The 15909-nt window shown below is 53.5% G+C and carries 15 protein-coding genes, 1 tRNA gene and 1 pseudogene; 10 read left to right on the top strand and 7 right to left on the bottom strand.

What is annotated here, in order from left to right:
* Window positions 1-255 (top strand): lytic transglycosylase F (locus tag O6944_04815; GenBank protein MCZ6718459.1); only part of this gene is annotated, 255 nt, incomplete at its 5' end.
* 38 nt (window positions 256-293) lie between these two features.
* Here the strand turns inward: O6944_04815 and O6944_04810 are convergent.
* Complete coding sequence (locus O6944_04810; protein ID MCZ6718458.1) at window positions 294-746, bottom strand: putative molybdenum carrier protein; 453 nt, start codon at window positions 744-746, stop codon at window positions 294-296.
* A gap of 60 nt (window positions 747-806) precedes the next feature.
* Between O6944_04810 and O6944_04805 the strand changes: the two genes are divergently transcribed.
* A complete protein-coding gene (locus tag O6944_04805) occupies window positions 807-1460 on the top strand; it encodes a hypothetical protein (protein MCZ6718457.1) in 654 nt (217 codons plus the stop codon).
* 35 nt (window positions 1461-1495) lie between these two features.
* Here the strand turns inward: O6944_04805 and O6944_04800 are convergent, their stop codons facing one another.
* Complete coding sequence (locus O6944_04800) at window positions 1496-3022, bottom strand: serine/threonine-protein kinase (GenBank protein MCZ6718456.1); 1527 nt, start codon at window positions 3020-3022, stop codon at window positions 1496-1498.
* 167 nt (window positions 3023-3189) lie between these two features.
* On the opposite strand from O6944_04800, the gene O6944_04795 reads away from it, so the two are divergent.
* Window positions 3190-3672, top strand: a complete 483-nt coding sequence (locus tag O6944_04795) for an Rsd/AlgQ family anti-sigma factor (protein ID MCZ6718455.1) — start codon at window positions 3190-3192, stop codon at window positions 3670-3672.
* Between the two features lie 25 nt (window positions 3673-3697).
* Here the strand turns inward: O6944_04795 and O6944_04790 are convergent, their stop codons facing one another.
* Both O6944_04790 and hspQ read right to left on the bottom strand, forming a co-directional pair.
* Complete coding sequence (locus tag O6944_04790) at window positions 3698-4165, bottom strand: TerB family tellurite resistance protein (GenBank protein ID MCZ6718454.1); 468 nt, start codon at window positions 4163-4165, stop codon at window positions 3698-3700.
* A gap of 28 nt (window positions 4166-4193) precedes the next feature.
* The gene (gene hspQ, locus O6944_04785) at window positions 4194-4511 is read right to left on the bottom strand and encodes a heat shock protein HspQ (GenBank protein MCZ6718453.1); all 318 of its coding nucleotides are present in this window, start codon (window positions 4509-4511) and stop codon (window positions 4194-4196) included.
* 69 nt (window positions 4512-4580) lie between these two features.
* Here hspQ and O6944_04780 point away from each other — a divergent pair, with 69 nt between their 5' ends.
* Window positions 4581-5933: an adenosylmethionine--8-amino-7-oxononanoate transaminase gene (locus O6944_04780; GenBank protein ID MCZ6718452.1), complete on the top strand. Its 1353-nt coding sequence runs from the start codon at window positions 4581-4583 to the stop codon at window positions 5931-5933.
* A 45-nt stretch (window positions 5934-5978) separates the two neighbouring features.
* Here the strand turns inward: O6944_04780 and O6944_04775 are convergent, their stop codons facing one another.
* On the bottom strand, window positions 5979-6716 hold the full coding sequence (locus O6944_04775) for a LytTR family DNA-binding domain-containing protein (protein MCZ6718451.1): 738 nt from the start codon (window positions 6714-6716) through the stop codon (window positions 5979-5981).
* The gene (locus O6944_04770) at window positions 6697-7773 is read right to left on the bottom strand and encodes a sensor histidine kinase (GenBank protein MCZ6718450.1); all 1077 of its coding nucleotides are present in this window, start codon (window positions 7771-7773) and stop codon (window positions 6697-6699) included. Before O6944_04770 ends, O6944_04775 begins: the two co-directional genes overlap by 20 nt.
* Before the next feature lie 184 nt (window positions 7774-7957).
* Between O6944_04770 and argH the strand changes: the two are divergent.
* From argH to O6944_04740, 6 genes and pseudogenes are all read left to right on the top strand, one after another.
* A pseudogene (gene argH, locus O6944_04765) lies at window positions 7958-9301 on the top strand (argininosuccinate lyase).
* Window positions 9302-9452: 151 nt separating this feature from the next.
* Complete coding sequence (locus O6944_04760; protein MCZ6718449.1) at window positions 9453-11948, top strand: AsmA family protein; 2496 nt, start codon at window positions 9453-9455, stop codon at window positions 11946-11948.
* Between the two features lies 1 nt (window position 11949).
* The gene (locus O6944_04755; GenBank protein MCZ6718448.1) at window positions 11950-12519 is read left to right on the top strand and encodes an SRPBCC family protein; all 570 of its coding nucleotides are present in this window, start codon (window positions 11950-11952) and stop codon (window positions 12517-12519) included.
* Window positions 12503-13609: an A/G-specific adenine glycosylase gene (mutY, locus tag O6944_04750; protein MCZ6718447.1), complete on the top strand. Its 1107-nt coding sequence runs from the start codon at window positions 12503-12505 to the stop codon at window positions 13607-13609. The genes O6944_04755 and mutY overlap by 17 nt, the downstream gene beginning before the upstream one ends.
* Window positions 13575-13847 carry an oxidative damage protection protein gene (locus O6944_04745; protein MCZ6718446.1) on the top strand — a complete coding sequence of 91 codons (273 nt, stop codon included), beginning with the start codon at window positions 13575-13577 and terminating at the stop codon, window positions 13845-13847. Before mutY ends, O6944_04745 begins: the two co-directional genes overlap by 35 nt.
* A 502-nt stretch (window positions 13848-14349) precedes the next feature.
* Window positions 14350-14425, top strand: a tRNA-Phe gene (locus O6944_04740).
* A 402-nt stretch (window positions 14426-14827) separates the two neighbouring features.
* Here O6944_04740 and O6944_04735 read toward each other — a convergent pair.
* Window positions 14828-15619, bottom strand: a complete 792-nt coding sequence (locus O6944_04735) for an SDR family NAD(P)-dependent oxidoreductase (protein MCZ6718445.1) — start codon at window positions 15617-15619, stop codon at window positions 14828-14830.
* Window positions 15620-15909 lie beyond the last annotated feature (290 nt).

Raw genomic sequence — 15909 nt, 5'->3', positions numbered from 1 at the left:
CTGGATCAATGGCTCTTTACCTTCGCAGCGTATAACGCCGGGCCGGCAAAAGTCGCAAGGCTGCGGAAGGAGGCGCCGAAGATGAGACTAGACCCCAACCGGTGGTTTCGAAATGTGAAGATCGTAGCTGCCAAGCGTATCGGACGCGAGACCGTCCAATATGTAAGCAATATCTATAAGTACTACATCGCATACCGGCTGGCCGCAGAGCAAACCAAGAAAAGGGAGGAGGCGGTAAAAAAGACGCCTGAGTGAGTCCGTGTTGGGCGAGCGACCCTCTGTCTGAATAGGCGTCATCTCTCGAAAACCTGTCGCAGAAACGCCGCAGCGCGCTGATTGATCCCCGGCACCTTGCTTTCCCTGGGCCCTGCAACATTCAATGTCCGGACCCCGTGACTTTCGAGCCACTCTCGAATCCTCTCAAGAGCGTTCGGAGCTTCAAGCTCAACAACAAAATAGGGTTTGCCCCAGTCCTTGGCAAACGCCACCGTAAGTGCTGTACCTCCCTCCAGTTCGCCACAGATCAGAATAAGGCTCGCGTCAGAATCCCGTACGTTCCATTCATTTCGGCATTCGTAGCGATGAGATTTCGTTTCTTTAAGTGGGTACCGTGACGGAATCACACCATCCTCTGCCTTGCGACCCTTTGGACACCATCCGCCACAGGGAATATCGAGTTCCATAGCAACATCCAAGGCGGCGCGGTCAACGCCCGTTTGCCCACCCGATACGATCTGTTCAAGCATGAGCACATCCTTGAACCCTAATACCATTACCCCACAAGAAAATCCGGCCGATCGGAGCGTGTGACATTATCGGCAGCCCATTTACCCATCGAAGGCAAGATAGAGATGTTATACTTTGCAAGTTACGCCAACTGCTACGATTCGAGAAAAGCCATGATCAAATGGTACATAATGATTACGCTTCTGTTGCTATGCCCGCCGCTGCACGCCCGCATGTATCAATGGTATAGCCCCGGCACCGGAACGGCCCAGTTATCTGGAAAACCGCCAGCCTGGTACAGATGCGCTCAAAATGGTCCACGTGTTATTGCCTTTGACAATGGCCGAATCGTCGACGATACGGCAGTCGCCGTGTCGAATGAACAACGCGAGGCACTGCGACAACAGGCATTAAGAGAAGCCGAAGGTTACCAAGAACGTGCGCTGGAGCAGGCCCGTGCTGCAGCGAAGTTGAAAGCGGCTTTCGAGAGTAACATACCTGAGGAGGAAGAGACCGAGACAGTTGCTGAAATTTCAGAACCCAGTGAGGTCGAAGAAATCCCCGCGACGGAGGCCGATGCCGCTGTTACTAACTCGATCGAAGCGTTGAAAGCGCTGATATCCGCATGGGACCAAAGCAGGGTTGAGCGAGCGAAAATGATCGTCGAGTCACAGGACAGCGAGACTTTGAGTGAGCGCCAACCAGACCAACCACTCTCGGCAGCTCCCCACTGACACTGACCCAACTGCTCGCCTACTCAGGCAAATAGCTAGCTCAAATCCAAAAGATTCATCAGATTCTCAAAAAAGCCCTTATCCCGGTTGTCAACCACGATCGTTTTAAGCGTTAGGAGCGCTTCATTGTGAGGGTTGATTTGCAGCCCGATATTGATATAGGCCTCCGCTTTGTCGTAACGGTTCTGTGCTATCTCCCGCTCGGCTAAATAGGCATAGCGCTCCGCGATATCGAGCATTCCCTGGCGTGCAATTTCGTCATTCGGATCGATTTCCAGCAATCGGGAGTAGTAATAATACGCGTTGTCCTTTGGCGGGGAAGTCAGCCTGTACTCTTCTAGGCCCCGCCTACCCAGCCAAATCAGCGCATTAACCACCTCCGGTGCAACAGAATCTGAAGACAACGTGCCGGGGCGATGGTTTCCGTTTGCAGCGGGCATGGCCTCCGTTCCAGCATCTGGCGCATCAACCGCAGCAATGACGGGATCAGGATCACCCTCTTCCAAAGATAACGAACTCCCCGTCGGGGTGGCCGGCGTTTGAATCGTTGCGGTCGTGGGGACGTCTTGAACGGCTACAATAGTGATATCCAACGATGACTCGACGACTTTTAGAATGCCATATACGCCCACGGAGATAACCAATAGCACACCGAGGAGATACCATGACCGCCTTATCCCTCGCCGTTTGATGGCACCGGACGACATTGCTACGTTTCCCGGATCCGTGATATCGAAATCCGGCGTCGCTAACGGAGACAATGCCTTGATGCCGGACGCCTGAAGCTTCCTGACGTATTTATTCATGCTGGCCGCATCTTTGAATCGATCATTACGATCCTTGGCGATCATTAAATTCAAGAGCGGTTGAAACTCCTCAAGACCGGGCGGCAACTCTGGAATGGGAGCAAGTTTATGCTGGACGATGATGTCTATCACGGATGGCGACTGGTAGGGCTTCATACCTGTCAACATTTCGTAAAAGATTATTCCAAGGCTGTAGATATCCGCCCGGCCATCCACCGCGAGGCCTTCGGCTTGTTCCGGACTGATATAGTTCGGACTACCCAAGAACGTACCGATAGAAGTTAGGTCTTTATCAACATCTAGCTGCTTGGCAATCCCGAAGTCTGTCAGGAGCGGCGTACCGTCTCGCTTAAATAGGATATTCGCCGGTTTCACATCACGATGTACGATTCCCTTTTTATGGGCGACTTGGAGCGCCGTACCGATCTTAAGCAGGATGTTCAATGCTTGATCAGGTGGAATCACCTGCGCCATTCGAGACTTAAGATCCCCCCCTTCAACGTATTCCATCGATAGATAGAGGACGTCGTTAGCGACCGCGATATCGTAGATGGTAATGATATTTGGGTGATTGAGCGCCGCAATCATGCGGCCTTCTTCAAGAAACCGCTCCATATGCTGCTCGGACTTTGCGCGTCCGGTATCCAAAACCTTTAGCACGACCTGCCGCCCCAGGGATTCTTGGATCGCAAGGTAAGCCGTGGCCATACCGCCCTCGCCGATCGGATGCTGGATTGTATAGCCCGGGATCTTCATAAATCGAAATTATAATCACCTGACTCGCAAAAATCGCCACACCGAACGGCGTTTGGCGAATCCCTGAACCGAGCCCGAATATCCATCTGGCTGGTCACGGCGCGCATCGGGTTTGCAATCAATAAATCTAGCTGTAACAATAAGCTACAAACGAAAGGCTGGAAACAATGTTATCTAAAACAAAAAAAGGGTCGGATCGCCGGCAGCGAACTCGCCAACTCATCGATAAGATGCTGGCGCAGCGTGAGCAGTTGATGGCGCTGCTCTGTGCGGTCTCCGGCGTTGAGCCTTTCGCCACCGAGAAACCACTGCCGCAGTTGCTGGAAGAGTTTTGTCAGGTACTCGTCGACTATATCGCATCGGGACATTTTGGACTCTACGAGCGTATTGCCGTTGGCACAGAGCGCCGCAAGGCGGTAGTCAAGCTGGCCCAACAATCGTATGCAAAAATTGTCGATACAACCCAGGTTGCTCTCGATTTCAATGAGAAATACGACGACCTGAAAGACCGTGACGACTTGGAGATCCTTCAACCGGACCTATGGCGTTTAGGGGAAGAGTTGGCGACTCGTATAGAGTTAGAAGATAAACTGATAGAGTCACTCCTTGGATCTGAGGGTCAGCCGGTTGCCGAGAAACAGCCGCACTAATTGAAGAAAATCACTACCGGCGGCGTTACTCATCAGCAGCATCAATCACCTTCCGTTTAGCACGAATATAATCCACGTGGGATACGTGTAACAGATCTGCAATCTTTCGCACGAAATACTCTTCATACTTGTCAATATGGAAATCAGCAAATGCGACTTGCCATAACAATTCGACAATATGCCTTCGCTGCTCGCGCGAGAAATGTTTATTCAGCAGGCGCGTGAATTGATACAGAGATGTTGCATTGTCTGCTTCAGATTCAGCGAGTTCCACAAGTTCCTCAGTTTCCTCCCGTGAAAGGTCAAACGCCTGCTCGATGGCGTTGACGATGGCCGCCCGTTCCTCCTCCCGAATATGCGTATCAGCTCGACTGATTTCAACAAGCAACGTTGCTGTAGCAAGCTGAAGTGCATGCTCCTCGTCCTGGCTGTCCTCTTTACCAACTACGACATGAACACGCGTCTCAAATAGTTCCACAATGGTCCGCAACATGAGTGTCACACCATTTTCCGGGATGTGCCTAGTTACTAGGCCGGTGACTGACGTACACGCCACCCCGAAATTCATCGAAATAACTGTCAATCATTGGATGGTTTATCGGCTCTTCGGAATCATCCACTTCCAGGTTACGCTCTGCGACATAGGTCTCGTGCACCGCATTGTGGACCAAAACACGATACCAGGGCTTATCCCGCGGCGGACGGGTTAATGCCATCTGTTCGTACCAGTCATCGGTTCCTTGAAAAACCGGATCAACATCCACAATGACGCCTCGGTAATTAAACCGCCCGTGATTTACGAGCTGCCCTAGTGAAAACTTGGCATTTGAAATTCCCATAAAATCACCTCATGAAATCACGCTACGCTATAGTTATCATAACCGCAAACGTTATCGCCAAGAAGCTCCATGACTAACAGCGAACTTGTCAGTCGCGACCTCTCCGTATTGTGGCATCCTTGTACACAGATGAAAGATCACGAGTTTCTTCCATTGATCCCTATACGCCGCGGGCAAGGCGTGTGGATCGAGGATTTCGATGGGCGACGCTATATTGACGCCGTAAGCTCTTGGTGGGTCAATTTATTCGGCCATACTAACCCGCGCATAAGCACAGCGATAAAAGAACAACTTGACGAACTTGAACACACCATCCTGGCGGGATTCTCCCACGAACCTGTGATAGCCCTTTCCGAGCGTCTCATTGCACTTACACCTAGAGGACTATCGCGTTGTTTTTATGCAGACAACGGTTCGTGCGCGGTCGAGATTGCATTAAAGATGAGTTTCCACTACTGGCGCAACCGCGGACAGTCAAGAAAAACTAAATTTATCTCGCTTGAGAACAGCTACCACGGTGAGACCTTGGGCGCACTTGCGGTGGGCAACGTACCACTCTACAAAGACACCTACGGGCCTCTTTTGATGGAAACGATTACTGCCGCATCACCCGATTGCTATTTTTGTGAGCCGGGGGAATCGTGGGTTGACCACTCAAGGCACAAATTTAAGTTCATGAAGGCACTACTCGATCAACATGCTGATGAAGTCGCCGCCGTCATTATCGAACCGTTGGTGCAATGTGCTGGCTATATGCGAATGTACGATCCTGTCTATCTCGCATTGCTGCGCGAGGCCTGCGATCGCTACCATGTTCATCTCATTGCCGACGAGATTGCGGTCGGGTTCGGTCGGACGGGCACATTGTTCGCGTGCGAACAAGCCGGTATTTCCCCAGATTTCATGTGCCTTTCCAAGGGGCTTACCGGAGGCTACCTGCCGTTGTCAGTGACACTCACGACCGACACCGTTTACGAAGCTTTCTACGATGATTATGAGAAGTGCAGCGCCTTCCTGCATTCCCATAGCTATACCGGGAATCCCTTAGGCTGTTGTGCGGCGCTTGCGACCCTCGACATCTTCGAACAGGAACCGGTGCTGGAGCACAACGTAGAGCTTGCAAAAACAATGCGGGACGCAACGGTACACTTTGGAGACCATCCTCATGTTGCCGAGGTACGCCAACACGGCATGATCCTGGCCATTGAGATGGTAAAGGACAAATCGGCGCGGCTCGCCTACCCGTGGCAGGAACGCCGCGGCCTGCGTGTGTATCAATATGCACTCAAAAAGGGTGTGCTGTTGCGCCCCCTGGGTGATGTCATCTACTTCATGCCACCGTATGTCATCACGCCGGAGGAGATCCACAGCGTCGCCGCCGTCGCCTTCGAAGGCATTGATCGTGCAACACGTGCCTCATGATATGAAATGACGGCTTGATAGCGCCGCGCGGCGCGGCCGGGTTGCTCAGGCCATTGAGCGCAGACGTCGCCTGACCTGGCTCGCATGCCGACGGCTCACCGCGACACGGTCATCCGTACCCCGCAGGGTAATGTAATAATCGCCTGAGGCGTCCTTTTTCAGCCCGTTTAGATACTCCAAGGCAACCAGGGCGTTACGATGGATCCTGAAAAAGCGGTCGCTGAATTCTGCTTCGAGAGTCTTGAGCGATTCATCGATCAACAACTCGCCCCCGGGCCAGGCGACGGTGACATATTTTTGTTCTGCCTTGAGATACCGCACCTCCGCGATGGGCACTAATTGAATGTTACCTCGCACCACTGCACTGAGATGACTGCGTTCCTTCGGGACCTTTCCGGTGTCTCTCAGTGCATCGACCCGTGCCCGAGTCACCACCCCGGCACGTTTGAGGCCTTGCCCCAATCGTTCCTTTCGGATGGGCTTTAACAGATAGTCGACTGCCTGGGCATCAAAGGCTTCCAAGGCATGGTCGCCGTACGCGGTGGTAAATATCACGGCGGGGGGGGCATCGAGACCGGCGAGGTGTTGCGCCGCCTCCAGGCCGTCCATACCCGGCATGCGGATATCGAGTAATACGACATCCGGAGAAAATTTCTTGACGGCTTCCAGCGCCTGCATGCCATTCGCCGCTTCGCCGACGACTTCTCCAACCCCCAGTTCACCAACCAGGGCGATTAGGCGTTCGCGCGCCAACGCCTCATCATCAACGACTAGAATCTTCATCCTGCGCTCGTTGATAAGGAAAGCTCACGCAGACCCGGTAGCATCCGTTTTCACTATCAACCGTTAAGGTGCCTTGGCTTCCATAAAATCCCTTAAGCCGCTGCCGCACGTTCTCCTGAGCCAACCGGTTGCCCTCGTGTTGCGTGTTTGGTGTGGTTTCGGGTAATGGATTGTCTATCGTGATGGTCAGTTTCGCCCCGTCTCGTTTTCCCACGATCCGGATCATACCGCCTTCAGGCAAAGGCTGAATACCATGATAGATGGCGTTATCCAATAGTGGCTGTATGGTCAAGGCGGGCAATAACGCATCGCCTGGCAACTCATCAATCGCCCAATCCGTCCGGAGTCGATCACCTAGGCGCAGACCCTCAATATGAAGGTAGCGCCGGCAGAGTGCGAGTTCTTCTGCGAGCCCAACCCGTTTCTTAGCATCGGACAAACTGGCTCTGAAGAGATCTGCCAAATCTTCCAGCGCCTGTTCGGCAAGTGCTGGATCCTTACGAGTCAAACTCGCAATCGTATTCATACAATTAAAGAGAAAATGGGGACGGATGCGCGACTGAAGCGCCTGTATCCGCGCCTCCGCTTCAGACTCAACATTCTTCTTCCACTGATGTTGAACATAAAAATAGCGCAGCGTCACCGCGCTGGCGATCGCGCTGATACCCACAGTGCGCAAGAGGAACGCCCCATGCGTTTCCTGGAACGCCGTATCGCCTATGGGCGCCTGTTGCATAATCCACCAAGCGAGTTCGCTGATAAGCCAAGTCACTGCCAACACGGAAAGGTAACTCACAGTCGCCGCCCGTTTATCTCCCAAGCGACTCAATAAATCGCGGCTAGCACAGAGCATTGCCACACAGGACAAGGCGACCCACTGAATAAATAAAGAGCTTCGGGCAAGATGGTTAACGTGGCTGCCGTAGTCCCCGGGTGTGGCGAACGTTAGCACGAATGCGAGCAATTCGGCGATGAGCACCACCACAAATACGGTACCAATCCCGCAAAAATCCGGCAGAAACAGGGAACTGCTACTTACAGGCTCGCGGGGTTTCATCACTACAGGAAAGCGAGATAGCATGGATATGGAGAACGTATAGGCATTCCAAAACGTTCGACAGCTCCTTAAGCATCCCGTACGTTATACTGTCCCGAGCCTCATTATCAATGGGATCAGCATGAGCTCTAAGACAATCAAGCCTAAATCCGGGCACAAGCGCGATATTGACGCCACGGCCAATTTTGTGGAGGGATTCACTGCGTCCATTAGTTTTGATAAGCGTCTGTACCAATACGACATCACGGCTTCCATCGCCCATGTCCGCATGCTAGCCCATGTTGGCGTCCTGTCCCAAGCAGAATGCAAGACAATTGTCTCAGGACTTGAAGCGATTCAAGGTGACATCGAGGGTGGCGCCTTTACCTGGAGCCGCGCCCTGGAAGACGTCCACATGAATATCGAGTCGCGGCTGATCGAGCGTATCGGCGCGGTTGGGAAAAAGCTTCATACGGGCCGTTCCCGGAACGATCAGGTTGCCACGGACATTCGCCTGTACCTGCGCGACGAGGTCGATGCCATCAACAGGCTACTCCAACGGGTGATGCAGGCGCTGCTTGAGCTTGCCAGGCGTGAAGTGGAGACCATTATGCCCGGTTTCACCCACCTTCAGGCGGCCCAGCCCGTCACCTTTGGTCACCATATGATGGCGTGGTTCGAGATGCTTTTTAGAGACGCTGAGCGACTGCTTGCATGCCGGCGGCGGGTGAATGTCATGCCTCTCGGCGCAGCGGCGCTGGCGGGGACTTCTTATCCGATCGATCGGGCATACACCGCTCAGCTCTTAGGTTTTGAGGCGATTGCCGAGAATTCCCTGGATGCCGTCAGCGATCGGGACTTTGCGATCGAGTTCAGTGCGTGCGCCGCATTGATCATGGTCCATCTGTCACGTTTTTCGGAGGAGCTTGTCCTTTGGGCGTCACAACAATTCAACTTCATTGAATTGGACGAGGCCTTTTGCACCGGTTCATCGATCATGCCACAGAAGAAAAACCCTGATGTCCCAGAGCTCGTGCGGGGTAAAACAGGACGCGTCTACGGCCATCTTATGGCACTGCTTACCCTGATGAAAGGCCAGGCGCTCGCCTATAACAGAGACAATCAGGAAGACAAAGAACCCCTGTTCGACACCGCTGATACCGTGCAGGCGTGCCTTCAAGCGTATGCCGAGATGCTACCGACGCTACGGGTCAATCGGGAACAGCTCCGTGAGGCCGCGAGTCGCGGATTGGCCACGGCGACCGACATGGCCGATTACCTCGTCCGCAAGGGCGTGCCGTTCAGAGACGCCCACACCATCGTTGGGAAAGTGGTACGCTATGCACTGGATGAGGGTAAGGACCTGTCGGAGCTCACGCTGGATCAACTTCAGACCTTCAGCGAGCGGTTCGGGGAGGATGTATTCAACGTCTTGCACCTCGACGGTGCGGTTGCCGCTCGGGATCACCTTGGGGGCACGGCACCGTCCCAGGTGCGTGCTGCAATTAGTCGTGCCGAAAAGCGGCTCGCGGCACAAACACGCGGGTAACCCCAGTGACATGCCGGACGGGCACGCAACCTGGCGAAGCTGCACCGCCGGCTGACAAACGATCCGGGCGATCATCGCAACCACTCGCACCGCCCCGCGGTCCAATACCATAAGCAGGCCCTCAAAATGAAGCTGTGGAGGTTTCGATTTCATGAAACGCCTATTTAAATTCCTTTTCACGCTGTTGGGCCTGTTGGTGCTGCTGATCGTGATCGCCGCGATCGTCATCCCCCTGGTCGTGGACCCAAACGATTATAAAGACCAAATCACGGCCCTCGTCGAGAAACGCACGGGGCGCACCTTCAGCATCCCCGGCAAGATAGAGCTTTCGGTGTTTCCCTGGCTGGGTATTGAAACCGGCGAGGTGGCACTTGGTAACGCCCCGGGCTTTGGCGAACAACCCTTTGTTAAAGCCAACAAAGTCGAGGTCCGTGTCCAGCTCCTGCCACTACTCGAAAAGCACGTCGAGATGGACACCATCGTCATCGAAGGCATGACGCTCAACCTAGCACGCGACAAAAACGGCAAGACGAACTGGCAAGACCTCCTCATTGTGGCAGAGGAACCGGGTCCAACACCGATTCAAGCGCCCGAAGAAAAAGCGCCCCCCATCACGTCGCTCGCGCTGAGTGGTCTCGACGTGCAGGACGCAACAATCAACTGGAACGACCAGCAAACGAACGCGCACTACATCATCAAAGGATTGAATCTGGAAACTGGTGCCCTATTGCCCGGCGAGCCCATCGAACTTGAACTCGAGTTCGACGTGGAGAGCAAACAGCCAGCTGTCGAGGGTCAGGTCGCCGCGAATGGCACGCTGGAATTCAACCTGGACACACAGCAATACCAGATGACACCGGTCAAGCTAGAGATCACATTGCGCGGTGATGTGATTTCGGCCGGCGAGCTCGAACTGGAGGCGAGCTCGAATATCAATGTAAATCTCGACAAGCAGACCGTCTCCTTATCCGAGCTCTCGATGAAGGTATTGGGCCTCAAAGCAAACGGTGAGCTCCAAGCAAGTGACATCCTGAGCGAGGCCCCTAGGGTCATTGGCAAGCTGAACGTGGCCACATCCGATTCAGCCAAACTGCTCAAGGGGCTCGGTCAGGATGACCTGGTTGACCTCGTAAAACAAGCCAGCCTTGAGACGGCGTTTAGTGGGACGGTCAAGACGCTGACCATTACACTGCTCAACGTGCGGGCGACCCTGGCAGGGAAGAACCTGCCCGAGGGCGAAGCGGAGGTCGTACTCACCACAGGGGCCAACCTGGATCTTGACCAAGAAACGCTGCGAGTTGGGGAACTGACTCTTCAAGGACTCGGACTGATTGTCAACGCACAGGTTGAGGTCCAGAAGGTCCTGAGCGACCCCAGTATCAAGGGAACGCTCCAGGTCCCTGAATTTAATCCGAGGCAGCTATTGGAACAGCTGGGCGAGCCGCTTGAGACAGCGGATCCCAAAGCACTTACCCGAGGCACATTGCAGATCACGTTTTCGGGTTCATCCAACCAGCTCAAACTGGATGATATTAAAGCTCAGCTGGATGACACGACCCTCACAGGGAATCTCGCCGTGAAGGACTTCACGCAACCGGCCATCCGCTTTCTGTTAGCTGCGGATACCATTGACGCCGACCGTTATCTGCCGCCGGCGAAAAGTGACGAAAGCACGAAATCGGCGACAGGGACTAAGCCCGGTGAGGGCGGAGCTAAGCCCGGTGAGGGCACGGCGCTCCCCCTGCCATTGGATGCGTTGCGGGCATTGGATCTGGCGGGCGATGTCACCATTGGCAAGCTCAAGGCCGCGAACCTCACTCTTACCAAGCTCAAGCTCAGCATCAAGGCGGCCGACGGATTGGTAACGCTGAGCCCGGCCACAGCTGAACTCTATGAAGGCCAATTCAACGGCAGTATTCGCGTCGACGCCCGAGAGGCGGAGCCCAAGTTCGATGTGGACCAAACCCTCACGGGCATCCAGGTGGGCCCCTTGCTGAAAGACCTCACAGGAAGCGACCGGCTTCTGGGCAAGGGCGACTTCAAGGCAAAACTGGCCGCGAGCGGCACCCAACCAAAGGAAATCAAAAAGTCGTTGTCCGGACAGGCAAGCTTTTCCTTTCAAAATGGTGCAGTCAAGGGCGTCAACATCGCGCAACTCATTCGCGACACCAAGGCACGCTTGACAGGAAAGCCGCTGTCGGCTGACCCGGAATCGCTGCAGACGGACTTCAGTGAACTCAAAGCGACGCTTAGCTTCGACAAGGGCATGATAAGTAATCACGATCTGTCCGCCAAGTCGCCGCTCTTGCGGGTGGATGGCAAAGGCAATGCCAATCTCTTGAGCGAGCAGATCGACTACCTGATTAACACAACGATTGTGAAGTCGACAAAGGGCCAAGGTGGCAAAGAGTTGGCGGATCTTGAGGGCGTCACGATCCCCATTCGCGTGAGCGGCACCTTTGACTCCCCAAAGTATTCCCCCGATATCGAAGGTCTCCTTAAAGCCAAGGCTAAGGCGGAACTTGGCAAGCAGCTTGATAAGCAAAAAGAAAAAGCCGTGGAAAAAATCGAGAAGAAGCTCGGGAACGAGTTGGGCAAGGAAATTGGGGACGAATTAAAGGACAAACTCAAAGACCTTTTCCGCTGAGATGCAATATCTTGGCCCACTGCTGTTTTTCTGCGTGGGGTTCCTTGTCCATGCGGGTGGCATCAACCACGCTGAGGTGCAGTATGCGGCAGGTCACTACACGCTGGACGTAAGTACCGTTATTGATGTCCAGATGAATCATGTCCGTCCTCTGGTCACTGATTATGATCAGCTTACCCGGCTAAATGACGCCCTCATAGAGAGCGCGTTACTCGTTGACTTCGGGGATGGTCAGAAACGACGCCGCCTGGTAGCGAGAAGCTGCGTGCTCGTCTTTTGCTTCAACGTCACACTGGTTGAAGACGTCATTGAATCCGACGATGGTAACGTGCTGACCATTGTGGCCACCGTTGATCCATCTCAGAGTGATTTCACATACGGCACAACCCGTTGGCTTATTGTGGGCGAACCCAATGACCGTACCCGAATTCAGTTAAACGGTGACTACGTCCCATCATTTTGGGTTCCGCCGGCCGTGGGCCCGTGGCTTTTGAAACGCAAGCTCCTGCACGAGGCGCAAAACACCGTGCAGAACATCGAGACCCTGGCACGCGATGAAGCGCCAGGATAGCTTCAGCACCCGGCTATTAAATTGGTATCGACAATCCGGTCGCAATGACCTGCCGTGGCAACAGGACCCGACACCCTATCGTGTCTGGGTCTCGGAGGTCATGTTGCAGCAGACCCAGGTCAATACGGTCATTCCCTACTACCAACGCTTCATGCAGCATTTCCCGGATGTCAAAGGGCTCGCCAAGGCACCACTCGATGCGGTGCTGCATCTTTGGACAGGTTTGGGCTATTACGCCCGGGCACGGAACCTCCACGGTGCCGCGCAACGGGTGTGTAGCGACCACCAGGGGCAATTTCCCACCCACATGGAGGCCCTGATGGAGTTGCCCGGCATTGGGCGTTCCACCGCGAGCGCTATTCTGGCGCTCGCCTGCCATCAACGACACGCGATTCTTGATGGCAACGTGATCCGGGTCCTGGCACGCTACCACGCGGTCTCCGGCTGGCCGGGCGAGGCGGCGGTTAAAAGGACGCTCTGGGCGCTGGCGGAGCGCCACACGCCGGCAACCCAGGTGGCCCAATACACCCAGGCGATCATGGATCTGGGGGCAACTGTCTGCACGCGCGCGCGACCCCGCTGTGATCGGTGCCCGCTCAGCATCGGTTGCAATGCCCGCGCCCATGGGCAACAGAGCCAGTTCCCACGCGTACGGGCGCGGAAACGCCTACCGGTGCACCGTGTTGTCTTTGTCATCGCCCAGAATCATCAATCTCAGGTGCTGCTCGAGCGCCGGCCTTTGCAGGGTGTCTGGGGCGGACTTTGGAGTTTTCCCGAATGCCTGCCCGGCATGCCCCTGGACGCATGGTGCAGGACTGAGCTCAGCTGCCAAGTCGAGGCGGTGCAATACTGGTCAACACGGCGACATACCTTTAGCCACTTTCATCTGGATATCACTCCCGCCCATCTTCTGGTCGGTGACGAAGCGTCCGTGGTATGTGTGGGTGGGGAAGCTCGCGCCTGGTATGACCGTTCAGACTACAATAAGCTTGGTGTACCGGCACCTGTCAAGCACCTGCTCGAGGTACTTGACGATAAACTTCAGGAGGTATGGCATGACACGCCTGGTGAATTGCGTCAAGCTGGGTAAGGAGGCCGAGGGACTGGATGTGCCACCCTACCCGGGGGATCTTGGGAAGCGCATCTTTGAGAACGTTTCCAAAGAAGCCTGGCAGATGTGGCTCGGCCACCAGACCATGCTGATCAACGAGAACCGCATCACGCCGTTCGAACCGAAAGGGCGCAAATTCCTGGAAGAAGAGATGGACAAGTTTTTCTTCGGGGAGGGCTCGAGCCGGCCGGAAGAATATGTACCGCCGGAATCATAGGCGAGCGTTTGCAACACCCATAAACATAACGACAGGACGTCAAACACAGCAGTTACAAATGGCCAGGTAGCTCAGTCGGGTGAGCCGGGAAAAGAAGTTGATCCGGTGGATCAATTTCCCGGCGAACGCCGTGCCAGGGATGGCAGGGCCGGGGTTTGCAGAAACAACGAATGTGACGACAGGGACGTCAAACACAGCAGTTACAAATGGCCAGGTAGCTCAGTTGGGTAAGCCGCGAAAAGAAGTTGATCCGGTGGATCAATTTCCCGGCGAACGCCCGGCCAAGGATGGTCGGGCCGGGGTTAAAATGCTAAGCAAATGCGCCGCCACGGATGGCTTGCAAGCGGTTTGTTTCGGCCAGGTAGCTCAGTCGGGTGAGCTGGAACCAGAAATTGATCCAGTGGATCAATTTCCCAGCGAACGCCCGGCCAGGGGTGGTCGGGCCGGGGTTAAAATGCTAAGCAAATGCGCCGCCACGGATGGCTTGCAAGCGGTTTGCTTCGGCCAGGTAGCTCAGTCGGTAGAGCAGGGGACTGAAAATCCCTGTGTCGGTGGTTCAATTCCACCCCTGGCCACCATTAATATCTTATATTACAACGACGTACACAAGCATCCCTGTTTTAACGGCCTCTCTTGGCGCACCCATGGCGCACTCACTGGCAATATAAGACAAAATTTACTGCAGGCTGCAAACCCTATTACCCCGCCAATAAGGAGTCTCTTTTTGTGAAGCGGTCGGGAAGCATCAACATCAGAAGTCGGAGTCCCGAATCCGATTTGCCCCCACCTTATTTATTGTCAGGATAAGCATGCTTTCCTCGCGTGCGTGCGTGCGTAAGGGTAACGGCGCATAACTAGATCCCGAAAAAGTCCCGAATCAATGAACGTCTGCTTGCGGCCAAAAGCGGACGCCTGTCATTTTCCAAAAGCAGAAGTTTAATAATTATTTAGTAAATGGTTATCTGCACCGCGGCATTTTTTCAGCGTTTATATCCTGTTTTTGTCATTAACCATTGTACGGCCCAGGGTACAACAGCATGTTGCCAGTAGGTTATTTTCATCATAAGCGGTATGACCACGAGTTTTTTATGTTTTCTTACTGCATTAACTATTGCTGCGCCGACCTGTTCAGTTGTTAATATAGGCACCAGTTGTGCCATTTTTGGGACACGTTCACGGCTATTTGGATTATTTTCCCAATATGTTGAATCAACAACACCGCTTTCATAAAGGGTTACGTTAATGTTTGTATTATCCAGGTCTGCTCTGAGTGCTTCTGTGAAACCACGAATAGCCCATCTAGCAGCGGTATATGCGGTAGCGCCAGGCCATACAAAGCGTGAAGCAACAGAACTCATATTTACAATATGTCCGCTATTTCTCTTTAACATGTCAAGTAGAAATGCTTTAGTTATGTAGAAAGCGGCAAAATAGGGCACGGCCATCATTTGCACAGCTTCTTCTGCACTGGTCTCATCAACAAATTTCCATTGACCTGCACCTGCATTATTAATAATTATGTCAGGGATACCGACTTCAGTTTTAATTTTATTCGTAATCTTTTCTACGGCTTGAGCATCGGTAAGATCGACTGAATAAACAAATGCTTTGCCGCCACTTGACTTGATTTTATCTGCGACTTTGTCGAGTAAATTTTTTCTTCTGGCTAAAAGGATGACACTTACTTTAGCATTTGCAAAAGCCTTTGCGATGCCTACTCCCATTCCGCTAGATGCGCCGGTAATCAATGCCGTTTTTCCATTAAGTTCCATTGTCTCACTCCTCGTTTAGCTATAAGCATAAGGTTGTAAGTTAAGTAGAATACATAAGAACGTGTGGGAAATCATTAAGGACAGATATGCTTGAACTAGCGACGCCAGCTTCACCAGTGCCCAAAATGGATAATTATGAATGTCCGCTATGGGTCGAAAGCAGACGTTCAGCGAATGACTTACCAAATTTTTGTTTGAGCGCGGACATTAGTTCGGAGGTTCCCTTGGTGAGGATGTCGCTTAGGTAAGGAATAAGAGATCGGAAGCACATGAGAATTATTTTTTAAACA

The sequence above is a fragment of the Gammaproteobacteria bacterium genome (genome assembly GCA_027296625.1).
Lineage (GTDB): Bacteria > Pseudomonadota > Gammaproteobacteria > JAKEHO01 > JAKEHO01 > JAKEHO01.
The sequence above is the reverse complement of the archived record's forward strand: the minus strand, read 5'-3'. Positions and strand labels throughout refer to the sequence as shown.